This window comes from Massilia genomosp. 1 (assembly GCF_011682185.1).
Classification (GTDB): Bacteria; Pseudomonadota; Gammaproteobacteria; order Burkholderiales; family Burkholderiaceae_D; genus Telluria_A; species Telluria_A rubra.
In genome coordinates, this window is sequence record NZ_WHJF01000019.1 from 69194 (window position 1) to 82118 (window position 12925).

The 12925-nt window shown below is 62.6% G+C and carries 9 protein-coding genes and 2 pseudogenes; 9 read left to right on the plus strand and 2 right to left on the minus strand.

Annotation, left to right across the window (positions count from 1 at the left end; all coding sequences use genetic code 11):
- The first annotated feature begins 6 nt into the window (after positions 1-6).
- From fabZ to F1735_RS09745, 6 genes are all read left to right on the plus strand, one after another.
- A complete protein-coding gene (fabZ, locus tag F1735_RS09720; protein ID WP_054262906.1) occupies positions 7-507 on the plus strand; it encodes a 3-hydroxyacyl-ACP dehydratase FabZ in 501 nt (166 codons plus the stop codon).
- Complete coding sequence (gene lpxA / locus F1735_RS09725) at positions 508-1296, plus strand: acyl-ACP--UDP-N-acetylglucosamine O-acyltransferase (RefSeq protein ID WP_167236744.1); 789 nt, start codon at positions 508-510, stop codon at positions 1294-1296.
- A complete protein-coding gene (gene lpxB, locus F1735_RS09730; RefSeq protein WP_167236745.1) occupies positions 1280-2473 on the plus strand; it encodes a lipid-A-disaccharide synthase in 1194 nt (397 codons plus the stop codon). The genes lpxA and lpxB overlap by 17 nt, the downstream gene beginning before the upstream one ends.
- Positions 2470-3156 (plus strand): ribonuclease HII, encoded by a 687-nt coding sequence (gene rnhB, locus F1735_RS09735; protein WP_167236746.1) that lies wholly within the window; start codon positions 2470-2472, stop codon positions 3154-3156. Before lpxB ends, rnhB begins: the two co-directional genes overlap by 4 nt.
- Positions 3153-3941 carry a TrmH family RNA methyltransferase gene (locus F1735_RS09740; protein WP_167236747.1) on the plus strand — a complete coding sequence of 263 codons (789 nt, stop codon included), beginning with the start codon at positions 3153-3155 and terminating at the stop codon, positions 3939-3941. The genes rnhB and F1735_RS09740 overlap by 4 nt, the downstream gene beginning before the upstream one ends.
- Before the next feature lie 79 nt (positions 3942-4020).
- Positions 4021-5220, plus strand: coding sequence for an EAL domain-containing response regulator (locus tag F1735_RS09745; protein ID WP_167236748.1), 1200 nt, complete (start codon positions 4021-4023; stop codon positions 5218-5220).
- 343 nt (positions 5221-5563) lie between these two features.
- Here the strand turns inward: F1735_RS09745 and F1735_RS09750 are convergent, their stop codons facing one another.
- Entirely contained in the window at positions 5564-6613 is a 1050-nt protein-coding gene (locus F1735_RS09750) for an NAD(P)-dependent alcohol dehydrogenase (protein ID WP_167236749.1), read from the minus strand.
- Positions 6614-6853: 240 nt separating this feature from the next.
- Positions 6854-7387: a 3'-5' exonuclease gene (locus tag F1735_RS09755; RefSeq protein ID WP_167236750.1), complete on the minus strand. Its 534-nt coding sequence runs from the start codon at positions 7385-7387 to the stop codon at positions 6854-6856.
- Between the two features lie 677 nt (positions 7388-8064).
- Here F1735_RS09755 and F1735_RS09760 point away from each other — a divergent pair.
- The 3 genes and pseudogenes from F1735_RS09760 to F1735_RS09770 all read left to right on the plus strand — a co-directional run.
- Positions 8065-8539 (plus strand): annotated as a pseudogene (locus F1735_RS09760) (DcrB-related protein).
- Between the two features lie 261 nt (positions 8540-8800).
- Positions 8801-9010: pseudogene (locus F1735_RS36425) on the plus strand (PAAR domain-containing protein); the annotation flags it as partial.
- Between the two features lie 355 nt (positions 9011-9365).
- Positions 9366-12925: RHS repeat-associated core domain-containing protein (locus tag F1735_RS09770; protein WP_167236753.1), on the plus strand; the 3560-nt coding region annotated here is incomplete at its 3' end.

Sequence of the window (12925 nt, forward strand, 5' to 3'; positions counted from 1 at the left end):
AGACATATGACCATTACCGACAACAAAGGCGTACCCGGCAAGACCCTCGACATCTGCCAGATCAAGGAATACCTCCCGCACCGCTATCCGATGCTGCTGGTGGACCGCGTGCTGGACTGGGAAGCGCACAAGTCGATCAGCGCGATCAAGAACGTCACCGCCAACGAAGAATTCTTCAACGGGCACTTTCCGCACAAGCCGGTCATGCCGGGCGTGTTGATGATCGAAGCGATGGCGCAGACCGCGGCGATCTTGTCGTTCATGTCGATCGGCGTCAAACCGGACGCCAATTCGGTGGTCTACTTTGTCGGCATCGACAACGCGCGCTTCAAGCGCCCGGTCGGCCCTGGCGACCAGCTGCGCATGGATATCGAGATCATTCGCTGCTCGCGCGGCATCTGGAAATACAAGGCCGTCGGCAGCGTCGATGGCGCCATCGCCCTCGAAGCGGAGCTGATGTGTACCATCCGCAGCGCGAGCGACGCGAGCCAGCCGATGGGGAACTAAATGGCCACGATCCATCCCAGCGCCATTGTCGATGCGCGCGCGCAGCTCGACTCCAGCGTCGAAGTCGGCGCCTTTTCGATCATCGGCCCGCATGTGTCGATCGACGCCGGCACGGTGGTTGGCCCGCACGTGGTCATCGAAGGCCACACCACCATCGGCAAGGACAACAAGTTCTTCCAGTTCTCGTCGATCGGCGCGCCGCCGCAAGACAAGAAATGGGACGGCGAGCCGACCCGCCTCATCGTTGGCGACCGCAATACGGTGCGCGAATTTTGCACCTTCAATACCGGCACCGTCCAGGATGAAGGCGTCACCCGCCTGGGCCACGACAACTGGATCTCGGCCTACTGCCACCTGGCGCACGACTGCCAGGTGGGCAGCAACACGATTTTCTCGAACAACGCGCAACTGGCCGGACACGTGGAAGTGGGCGACTGGGCGATCTTGTCGGGTTTCGTCGGCGTGCATCAGTTCTGCAAGATCGGCGCGCATGCCTTCCTCGGCATGTACACCAGCCTCACGCAAGACGTGCCGCCGTTCGTGCTGGTGTCGGGCAATCCGGCCAGTGCCCACGGCGTCAACATCGAAGGCATGAAGCGGCGCGGCTTTACCCGGCCGCAGATCGACGGCGTGCGCGCGGCCTACAAGCTCATTTACCGCTCCGGCATGACGCTCGAACAAGCCAAGGGGGCCCTGGTCGACCAGCAGCACGAGTCGCCCGCCGCCGCGCTCGATATCGGCGCCATGCTCGCTTTCCTGGGGACTGCGTCCCGTGGCATTGTCCGCTGATTCAGTCCGCGCTGCTTCGGCCGGGGTATCTGTCGCGCTGGTGGCGGGCGAAGTATCCGGCGACATGCTCGCCGCGCGCCTGCTGGCCGGCCTGCGGCCGCACCTGCCCGAGGCGCGCTTTCACGGCATTGGCGGCCCGCGCATGATGGAGCAGGGTTTTGTGTCGGACATCGAGATGGACCGCCTGACCGTGCGCGGCCTGTTCGAAATCATTCCGCGCTACCGCGAAATCAAGGGCATCCAGAACACGCTGCGCGACCGCCTGCTGGCCGAGCGCCCGGACGTGTTCATCGGCGCCGACTATCCCGGCTTTAACCTCGGGCTGGAACAGCAGTTAAGACAAGCCGGGATACCGACCATGCACTTCGTCAGTCCGCAGATCTGGGCCTGGCGCGGTGGGCGCATCAAGAAGATCATCAAGGCCGTTTCGCACATGCTGGTGATCTTCCCGTTCGAGGAAGAGATTTATCGCAAGGCCGGCGTGCCGTGTACCTACATCGGCCATCCGCTGGCCGAAGTCATTCCCATGGAGCCCGACGTGGCGGCGGCGCGCACGGCGCTCGGCATGCCGCCGGGCGCGCGCGTGATCGCGCTCATGCCGGGCAGCCGCATGGGCGAACTCAAATACCTGGCCGAGCCCTTTGTGGGCGCGGTCAAGCTGCTGGCCGCGCGCGACCCGGACCTGCGCTTTGTCGCGCCGATGGCGGGCGAGCGCCAGCGCCAGTATTTCACCGAATTGATCGCCAAAGCCGGCTTGCAGTCGGTGCGCATCGACCTGTTAGAGGGCCGCTCGCACGACGCCATTGCCGCCGCCGACGCGGTGCTGGTGGCGTCCGGCACGGCGGCCCTGGAAGTGGCGCTGTTCAAGAAGCCGATGGTCATTGCGTACAAAGTCATGCGCGCCTCGTACGAGATCATGCGCCACATGGGCTACCAGCCGTGGATCGGGCTGCCGAATATCCTGGCGCGCGAATTCCTGGTGCCGGAAATCCTGCAGCATGACGTCACGCCGCACAAGCTGGCCGACGCCATGTGGGAACAACTTAATAACGCGGCCAAGCGCAAGCTGCTGGTGCAGCGCTTCACCGAGATGCACCACAGCCTCTTGCGCAACAGCGCGCAGGAAAGCGCGGCCGCCGTCATGCGCGTTATCGCGGCATCGAAAAAGTCATCATGAGAACCAAAAAAGTCAATTTTTATCCGGGGCTGAAAAAGAACGCCTATCCGTTCACGCCAGAGGATATCGTCTGCGGCGTGGACGAAGCAGGGCGCGGCCCGCTGGCCGGCCCGGTGTTCGCCGCCGCCGTGATCTTGCATCCGGACCGCCCCATCGAGGGCCTGCGCGACTCCAAGAAGCTCACCGCCGAGAAGCGCGAAGCGCTGGCGCCGCAGATCAAGCAATACGCGCTGGCCTGGGCGATCGCCGAATGCTCGCACGACGAAATCGACAGCATCAACATTTTGCAGGCGACCATGCTGGCCATGCGGCGCGCGGTGGAAGCCCTGTCGACCATGCCGACCATTGCCCTGATCGACGGCAACCGCAGCCCGGTGATGCAGGTGCGCTGCCATCCGATTATCGAAGGCGACGACAAGGTACATGCCATTTCGGCCGCGTCGATCCTGGCCAAGACCGCGCGCGACGCCGCCCTGGTGGCGCTGCACGCACTGTATCCGCAGTACGGCTTCGACCAGCACAAGGGCTACGGCACCGCGCTGCACCTGGCGCGCCTGCGCGAGCATGGCGCTTCGCCGGTGCATCGGCGCTCGTTCGCGCCGGTGCGCGCCACCTTGCCGGTTTCGGTGGCCAACACCATCGTCGGAATGGACATGTCGTTCGATTTTGGAGCGGCGGCATGAAAACCATCACCTCGCGCGACAATCCGCTCTATAAAGACCTGAAACACCTCGCCGGCAGCTCGCAGGCGCGGCGCAAGGCCGGCCAGACCCTGCTCGACGGCGTGCATCTGTGCCAGTCGTATTTGCAGCTGCGCGGCGCGCCGCTGCACTGCCTGGTCTCCGAAGGCGCGCTGGCCAACCCGGAAGTGGCCGAGATCGTGATGCAGTGCGAAACAGCGCGCGCGCATGTCACCGCCATGCCGGACGCCTTGTACAACGCCTTGAGCCAGGTCGAACACGGCGTCGGCCTGATGTTCCTGATCGCCACCCCGGCGCTGGCCGCGCCCGGGGTGCTCACCGCCTCGGCGGTCCTGCTGGATAACCTGCAAGACCCGGGCAACGTCGGCTCGATCCTGCGCAGCGCGGCGGCGGCCGGCATCACCCAGGTCTATTGCAGCGGCGGCACGGCCTTTTGCTGGTCGCCCAAGGTGCTGCGCGCGGCCATGGGGGCGCACTTCGTGGTCGACATCCACGAAAACGTCGACCTGGCCGACCTGGTGAAGGCGTCGGCCATTCCGGTGCTGGCCACCAGCGGCTACGCCACGCAGCGCCTGTACGACGTGGACCTGGCGCGCCCGGTGGCCTGGCTGCTCGGGCACGAAGGGCAGGGCGTGGCGCACGACCTGCTGGCGTTGGCAACGCATCAAGTCGTCATTCCGCACATGGGCCAGATCGAGTCGCTCAACGTGGCCGCGTGTGCAGCTGTCTGTTTTTTTGAACAGTTGAGGCAGATTCAATCAAAGTAAGGCGAAACAGTTTCTTGACAGCATAGACGAAGCTGCTTTCCGGGGGTAATGTCAATACTCGGACTTCAGCGGAGATATGATGGACATCGCCCACTTGCACTTTCTGGTCGCCGACGGCGACGCAGCGCAGCGCCAGACCCTGATCGACATGCTCGGCCGCCTGGGCGCCACCCGCATCAGCGCGGCGGCCGACGGCGAAGCGGCGCTGCGCCAGATCGAAGCGCCGGCCGGGCCGCCGATCGACATTGCGGTGATCGACCTGGCCCTGTCCGGGCGCGACGGCTTGGCGCTGATACGCGACATCACCGTGCTCAATGCCGGCACGCGGGCGATTATCACCGGCTCCTGCCACGCCAGCCTGCTGTTTTCGGTCGAAAGCCTGGCGCTCGCGTATGGGCTCGACCTGCTCGGCACCATCCCCAAGCCGCTTACCAGCGGCCATCTGGAAGCGCTGCTGTCGCACTACACGCCGCCTGTCGCCCAGGTACAGGAGCGCCGCGCGCTGCCGCGTTTCAGCTTTGCTCAGGTGGGCGTGGGCCTGCAGGCGCGCCAGTTCGAACCGTTTTTCCAGCCCAAGATCGAACTGGCCAGCGGCGAGGTGAAGGGGCTGGAAGTGTTCGCACGCTGGATCCACCCAGAGCACGGGGTGCTGGGGCCGGCCGCCTTTATCGACGCGCTGGAGCAAAACCACCGCATCGATTTTCTGGACTGGACCATGATTGAAGGCGCGGCCGCGCATTGCCGCGCCTTCCACGACAAAGGCCTGCCGGCCGCGATCTCGCTCAATCTGTCGGCGGAAACCATCGGCCATCCGGATTTTCTGCGCCAGATCGGCGTCTGCACCGACCGGCATGGCGTGGAGCCGGCGCTGCTCACGTTCGAGTTGCCCGAATCGGCGGTGCTGACCAACGACCCGAGTTTTCTGGAACGCCTTCTGCGCCTGCGCATGATGGGGTATGGGCTGGCGGTGGACGACTACGGCACCGGGCGCTCGAACGTGCAGCAACTGGCGCGCGTGCCGTTTTCGGAACTGAAGATCGACCGCAGCTTTGTCGACGGCGCCTCGCGCAAGCGCTCGCTGGCGACCGTGCTCAGTTCTTGCCTGGGACTGGCGCGCAGCCTTGACCGCAAGTCTTGCGCGGTGGGCGTGGAGACGCGCCAGGACTGGGATTTTTTGCAGGGGCTGGGCTGCACGTATGCGCAGGGCCACCACATCGCCCGGCCGATGGAGGCGGCGCGCTTTCCGGACTGGCTGGCCGACTGGCGGCAGTTTTTTTAGCTGCTACGTGAGCTCAGCGCGAGGGTTGGGAGTATACATCCGCCGTGCGATACACTATACCGATACTGGCATTTACCTGATCGGAGGTCTGTTATGGCAACCTTGAAGCACTGACGCGATGATCCTCGTGTTATCGCTGCGACCGGGCCAGCGGACGCGGTAGCCGACGCGGTAGCGGAAGGGTCGATCGAAAAACGCCGTGCCCGACGTATGGCTCCCCTAAAGAAAATTGCAGGTAATCGCTTTGCCCAAACGCGGTGTACGGCGGAGGATGACTAATGAAGGAAACAGTCCGCCTCATGCCGGACTTGCGCCAGTAGTAGACTCCCCCGCTGGTTCGCTCTTACGCCCCCATCGACTTCATATCGATGACAAACCGGTAACGCACATCGCTCTTGACGACGCGCTCGTAGGCGTCGTTGATCATTCCGATATCAATGAGTTCGATATCCGCAGTGATGTTGTGCTTGCCGCAGAAATCGAGCATTTCCTGGGTTTCCTTGATCGAGCCGATCATCGAGCCGGCCAGGGTGCGGCGCGCGCCGATCAGGTTGAAGGCATTGACCGGCGGCGTGGCCGCGTCGGGCACGCCCACCAGGGTCATGGTGCCGTCGATCTTGAGCAAGCGGATGTAATCGTTCCAGTCGACGGCAGCACCGACCGTATTGATGATCAGGTCGAACTGGCCGGCCAGCTTGTTGAACGTCTCCTTGTCGCTGGTGGCGTAATAGCTGGCGGCGCCGAAACGCAAGCCATCTTCCTGCTTCGACAGCGACTGGCTCAATACCGTTACCTCGGCGCCCATTGCGTGCGCGATTTTCACGCCCATGTGGCCCAGGCCACCCAAGCCGATGATGGCGACTTTTTTGCCCGGACCGGCTTTCCAATGGTTCAGCGGCGAATACAAGGTGATGCCGGCGCACAGCAGCGGCGCGGCCTTGTCCAGCGGCAGATTGTCGGGAATCGACAGCACGTAGCCTTGCTTGACGACGATATGGTTGGAATAGCCGCCGAAGGTGGGCGTGACGCCGTCGGCCTCCACGCTGTTGTAGGTCTGGACCAGCCCTGGCATGTACTGCTCCAGATCGACGTGGCGGGTGCCGCAGGTGGTGCAGGAGTCGACGAAGCAGCCGACGCCAACATGGTCGCCCACTTTGAATCTGGTGACATCGGCGCCGACGGCGGTGACGACGCCGGCGATTTCGTGCCCCGGCACCATGGGGAAGGTCGCACCGCCCCATTCGTCGCGCGCCTGGTGGATATCGGAGTGGCATACGCCGCAAAATTTGATGTCGATGGCCACGTCATCGGCGCGCGGGGCGCGGCGCTCGAATGAAAAGGGGACCAGTTTTTCCTTGGCGGCCAGCGCCGCGTAACCTCGTGCGAGTGTCATGGGTGATAATCCTGTTTAGATGAGATGAGAAGAGGGATGGGTACGGGGCATGGCGTATCGCCGCGCCGGTCTGCGGATCGGCTACAGGAACAATATACGCGCTGCCGGGCGATTCGACAGGACTGTACGATGCCCGCGTTCTCTCGACACCAGTTTATTGAACATGGTAAGGGCGGCCTGAATGGAATTCATTGTGTTGTAGATGCCGTAGTCGGGAAATGCGTCGTTTGTGCAGGCGCGTCAAAAGAACAGATAAGGCGCCAGATTGGCCATATTGCGCGCGTCGTCGATCCCGCGGTGGGGTTGCCCTTCAAACTCAAGTCCGACTTTGGCCAGCGCCTGTTCGAGTCCGCACGGCTTTCGCATGCTCATATTGTCGGCGAAGCGCTTCTTGATGTTGATGTGTTCATCGCCGAACGGATAGCGAACCTCATGGTACGCACAGTCTTGTCGCAACGGATGCTTGTCGTAGTCGCCCCAGCTGCAAAAAACTGCGTCATCGAATGAGGCTATCCAGGTGGAGAAACGCTCCATGACGGCGCCAAAGGCGTCGGCGCTGTCCACTTTCTGTTGCGGGATGTTGGTCAGCTGCTTGCAAAAGTCGGTCAGCTGCGTGTGCCGGACTGGTTTGACGAATGACTGGAACTCGCCAAGCGTGAACGGGCCATTGCCGTGTAATGCAACTGCACCGATCTCGATAATCTCCATTTCATCCCGGGTAATGTGGCCCTCGTTGCAGCAGCTTGCCTCGAAATCGACAATGATGTAAGTCATGATGGCTCCAGGTTGTGCCGTGCGCGTGTGTCGTCGGCTTGGCCGGCTAGCGTGCATCAGCGGGTGTTGAACATGTGAGCGAGCCAGAAGAGCAGGGCAGGTCATGGCACCACCAGAATACAAATCGGCACCAGTAGCACCGGGAAAAACAGGCGCTTGCCCTTCCGGCGGTCAACGGCATGCCGGGCAGCGCGGTAAAGACGGCGGGGACGGTATTGGGCGACTTGCCTTGCCTGAGGAGAGCAACGATAGCGCTGTAGCATAATTCACGGATGACAACATTGACACTTGGTAAACTCCAAGTTGTTATGTATAATGCAATTTTGGCAGCATGTTGGCAAGGCGGACGACATCGCTAAAACCGAGGCGATCGGCTTTTGCGCGGTCGATCTGGTGAACGCGATACCTCCTCGGGTAGGGCAAGCAATCTGGTACATCTGTGCAGTTTTCCTGTGCAAGAGTGATCACAGTCCAGATCGATGAGCCCAGCATCGCTCAGCGGCACATGATGGCCGCCGCGATGCAGCATCGTGTGCGCCTGAATCTCTTGTCAGCATCTTCCTCGACAACATCACGTTGACCTGCGCAGCCGGTGAAAAAGCCGTCACGTCGCTGCGCAGTCAAGTTCCATCGCGGGTTTAGCACCCCCACCTACTCTACCAACGATAAACACAGCAATGAGCCAATACAATATCGACGAAGCCAGCTTCGAGCTGCATCCCAGCTTGAAAGACCGCACGGTCAATCAATTCATCATCAATGACTCCGGTCCGAGCGATTTCTCTTTCGTTATCTCGCGCGCCGAGGCCTTCGCCGAAACGGCCGTCGATGCTTTCGCCGATACGCTTGCCAACGAGATGCGCAAGGCATTGCCAAAGTTCGAACTGCTCAACAAGCGCGCTCGTCGTCGACGGCTCGGCCGCGATGGAATTGCACTTTACATGGCGCAACGGCGACACCGAAATGCATCAGCGCCAGGTTGCTGTTTTCGTCCAGTCCGCAAGCGCTGACCGTTCCAAGGCATTGCTGCTGACCGGCACCAGTCATGGCGCCTTCAAGGACGAGTGGAATCTGGCGTTCGAGGCCATGCTCGGCAGCATGCGCCTGCACGCGCCAGTGCCCGCTGTGGCCCAGTCGGCGCAGGAGTCCTGATTGGGCGCGGCGGCCGGACGTGTCGACGATCCCATTGCCCATAGCCATGCCATGGCCGGCCTGGTGGTCGGTTTGGCGGTGGGCGCGGTGGCGGGCGTGGTGGCGGGCGCGCTGGTCGGTGCCGCCGTCATCGCCACCGGCGGCCTGGCTCTGGTCGCCGTCGCTGGGGTGGTGGCGGCAGCGGCCGGTGGCGCTGGTGTCGGGGAAGTGATCGGTTCGATGGACATAACGAGCCAGATATTCGGCGCCAACGTGACCGGGATGGTCAAGACCGGCTCGCCGAACGTGTTTGCGAACGGCAAGGCGGTGGCGCGTGCCCAGGTCGATATCGCCGCCTGCTCCAGCCACGGCCCCACGCCCCAGCTTGTGGCGGAAGGCTCGTCCACGGTGTTCGTCAACGGCAAACCCTTTGCCCGCGTGGGCGACATGATACTGTGCAGCGCAAAGATACAGTCCGGCTCGCCCAATGTCTTCGTGGGCGGCCCGACGGACACCACGATGGCAGAACTGATCACGCCCGAGGTTTCGGACGAGGTGCATATGGCACTGCTGGTCGCAGGCGTGGGCGCCGGCTTGTTGGTGGCCGGCCCGGTGGTTGTGGGCGTCGCACTGGTGGGCGGCTACGTGGGCGGTGCGGTCGGCGCTTGGGCCGGTGGCGTGCTGTTCGGCAAAGGTTCGGATGGCCAGAAGGCGATGATGCTGCTTGGCGCTTGGCGCCTGGCGCGGGGGCGCGTTGGGCGCCAAGGTAGGGACTGGCGTTGGCAACAGGGTCATTGCCGATCCGAAGACACCGGCCACTGCCTTTATCAAAGAAGGCTTGCCCGGCATGAAGAAATTCAACGCCGCCAAGGAACGGCCGGACGAGACCATCTGCAAGTGCGGCGATCCGATCGACGTCATCACCGGCAATGTCATCCTGGAACAGCCCGATATTGCCTTGCCGGGCGCATTGCCGATCGTGCTGCGCCGTCTGCACAACTCGGGCAATCCGAGCGGCACGGTATTCGGCAAGGCATGGGCCAGCACCTGGGGCCAATGGATCGAAGTCGTCGGCGAGGCGGAGCTGGTCTTTCATGCCGAGGACGGCGCATCGATGCGCTTCGACATGCCGGAGCCGGGCGCGAGCGTCACACATTGCGTCTATCAAGCTTACAGCGTGAGCCGGCGTGACGACCACTTCTTGCTCGAGCAGCGGCACCAGCCTACGTTGCGTTTTGATCAGCGCAACGCGAGCCACTGGCATCTGTCGGCCATTACCGACCGCAACGCCAACCAGATTGGGCTGGTCTACGACGGCGCGGTGCTGACCGAGGTGCGCCACAGCGGTGGCACGCGGCTCAAGGTCGATGCCAGCGAGCACGCCATCAGCCGCATCAGTTTGCTGGAAGCGAACGGCGCACTGACCACACTGGTCAGCTACATTTACCATGATGACGGCGAGCTGTCAGCCATCGTCAACAGCAGCGGCTTGCCGCTTACCTACAGCTATGACGATGCCCATCGCCTGACGCGTTGGCAAGATCGTAATGGCGTGTGGATTGGCTACCGTTACGACGCCAAGGGGCGTTGCGAGCAGACCAGCGGCGGTCGAGGCGGCCACATGACCGGCGGCTTCGTCTACGACGACGAGCGCAAGGTCAACACGTACACCGACTCGCTGGGTCACCCGACCGAATTCCACTACAACGACGCACTCCAGGTCATCAAGCAAGTCGATGCCCGCGGCGGCGTCAGCCAGTTCGACTACGACGCGCACTACAACCTGGTCGCTGCGCTCACGCCGGGCGAGGCGGTTCTGCGCTGGGCATACGACGCGCGTGGCAATCTGGTCGGGCACATCGATGCGTTGAGCAAAGAAACGGTGGTGAACTACAACCAGCTCGACCTGCCGGTCGCCGTGATCTCGCCAGACGGCAAGCGCGTTGAGCGCGTGTACGATGAACGCGGCAATCTGGTCCAGGTCGGAGAGAGCGGCGCGTGGACGCGCTTCGAGCATGACGCGCACGGTAATGTGCTGCGCGTCATCAATCCGGCCGGTGCCACGGCCGCCTTCGCGCACGATCAGCGCGGTTTGCTGACCAGTGCCACCGATTGGCTGGGCAACCCGACCCGGCTCACGCGCGACGCCTTTGGCCGCGTTAGCGCACGTACCGATCCGCATCAACATACCAGCCACTATGTCTACAACGTCGAAGGGAAGGCGCTGGAGATCGCTTTGCCCGACGGCGCGCGCCACCTTGCCAAGTACGATCCCGAAGGCAATTGCATCGCCCGTACCGATGCGCTGGGCAATGTGACACGCCATGCCTACGGCGCCTTCGACAGGCTGACACAGACTACCGAGGCCAACGGCGCCGTCACGCACTACGAGTACGATACCGAGCTGCGCCTGGTTGCCGTTATCAACCCGACGGGCGAGCGCTGGCATTATGTGCGGAACGCTACAGGCGACGTGATTGCGGAAACCGATTTCGCCGGTCGCAAGGTCGAATACGACGTCGATGCCGACGGTCTGGTGATCGGGAAACGCACGCCTTCGGGCCAGCACACGCGTTACCGGCGCAACCACGCCGGCCAGTTGCTCGAGCAGATCGCCAGCGAGGGTAGCACCCACTATACCTACGATGTGCTGGGCCGCTTGAGCAGCGCCGTCAACGCCGACAGCGACATCCGCTTCGAGCGCGATGAGCAGGGCCGCGTTGTCAGGGAAACCCAGAACGGCCGCAGCATCAGCAGCGATTACGACCTGATGGGCCGGCGCACCGAGCGCGCCAGTTCCGGCGGACATAGCAGCGTTTGGGAATTCGACGCCAACAGCCTGCCGATCGAGTTGACGCTGCCGGATGCGCAGACGTTCAGCTTCCTTCATGACAGTAGCGGGCGCGAAACGGGCCGTCAATTGCCGGGTGGCGTCCGCATCGACCAGCAATATGATCAGCTCAATCGTCTGACCCGGCAGTGGACGGGTATCGGGCCGGACAAAGGCGGGCAGGCGCGCACGCTGCAGGAGCGCGCGGTCAATTACGACGGCAACGGCAACCCGCGCAAGCTGGGCGAGCGCAGCGCCGGCGTCATCGAAATCGGTTACGACAAGGTTGGCCGGGTTACGCAAGCGAGCCGCGACAATGGCAGCGAGCAGTATGCCTATGATCTGGCGGGCAATCTGATCGACGCCATCAAGCAAAAGGCGCTGCTCGGCACGGACGAGAGCAATGCCGATACGAGGGGGCAACGTGTTCATCGGCGCGGCAGGCTCATGCAAGCTGGCAAGGTCAAGTATGAATACGATCTTGAAGGCCGCGTGATTACCCGCATCGAAGGCAAGCGCTGGGGCCGGCAACAGCATTGGCATTATGTCTGGAACAGTGAGAACCGTCTCAAGCGCGTGATTACGCCCGATGGCGATGCCTGGGAATACACGTACGACGCTTTAGGTCGCAGGCTGACCAAAAAGCAGGTTCCGAGCGATGGCACTGCGCGCTTTACGGAAGTCGATTACCTGTGGGATGGTCACACGGTCGCCGAAGAGCGGCGCTTCGGCAGGAAGCCCGATGGCAATGGCGGATCGGAGATCCTCGAGGAGATCTGCGCGACCTGGGACTACGAGCCCGACAGCTTCCGCCCGCTCGCCAAGACCGAGACGATCCGGCGCAAAGGCAAGGAAACCAGCCAGACGTATGCGGTGGTGCTGGACCATATCGGAACGCCGAAGGAACTGATCGATGCCGACGGCGATATTGCCTGGCAGGCGAAAAGCAGCCTGTGGGGCGAGACCGAGGAAACGACGATCAGCAAGACCGACTGCCCGATCCGCTTCCAGGGGCAGTATTACGATGACGAATCGAAGCTGGCTTACAACTGGCACCGCTATTATGATGCGAGTACGGGGCGTTATCTGACACCGGATCCGCTGGGGCTGGCGGGCGGTCCAAATCCGTATAGCTATGTGAATAATCCGCTGACTTCCATTGATCCGCTTGGGTTAATGCATGAATGTGGAGTGCCGCCAGGCGACGAAGCGGTGACCTTGCCTGGCATGAGTCGGCCAGTAAGACCGGTAAATGAAAATTTTCCTGCAAATCAAGGTGCGCGCGATTTTATGAATAGCCAACGAGGAAGGGACCTGGCAAATGATACGCACAGTGTCGATTGTTCCGATATCGCACCGCAAATTCAACGCGCAGCCGGCGGTGGTGGTCATATATTAGAGGGTAACCGTTCACGTCCCGGACGGAATCGGCGGCAGCGAGGGTGTGGCGACGCCCTTTCTGGCGGCGGCGATCACAGTGGCGATGTAGACCCAGGAGGAAACGGCCCGCTTGCGGCAAGTCTCGATGACGCTGGCGAGCAATGCAAACGCCCGGGTGCCAGCCTCGCTTCTGGTGC

What these genes read in the sequence shown, in the direction of transcription:
- F1735_RS09750 (WP_167236749.1), bottom strand. Translation starts at nt 6,613, where the DNA reads ATGACACTCGCACGAGGTTACGCGGCGCTGGCCGCCAAGGAAAAACTG.
- rnhB (WP_167236746.1), top strand. Translation starts at nt 2,470, where the DNA reads ATGAGAACCAAAAAAGTCAATTTTTATCCGGGGCTGAAAAAGAACGCC.
- F1735_RS09740 (WP_167236747.1), top strand. Translation starts at nt 3,153, where the DNA reads ATGAAAACCATCACCTCGCGCGACAATCCGCTCTATAAAGACCTGAAA.
- lpxA (WP_167236744.1), top strand. Translation starts at nt 508, where the DNA reads ATGGCCACGATCCATCCCAGCGCCATTGTCGATGCGCGCGCGCAGCTC.
- F1735_RS09745 (WP_167236748.1), top strand. Translation starts at nt 4,021, where the DNA reads ATGGACATCGCCCACTTGCACTTTCTGGTCGCCGACGGCGACGCAGCG.
- F1735_RS09755 (WP_167236750.1), bottom strand. Translation starts at nt 7,387, where the DNA reads ATGACTTACATCATTGTCGATTTCGAGGCAAGCTGCTGCAACGAGGGC.
- fabZ (WP_054262906.1), top strand. Translation starts at nt 7, where the DNA reads ATGACCATTACCGACAACAAAGGCGTACCCGGCAAGACCCTCGACATC.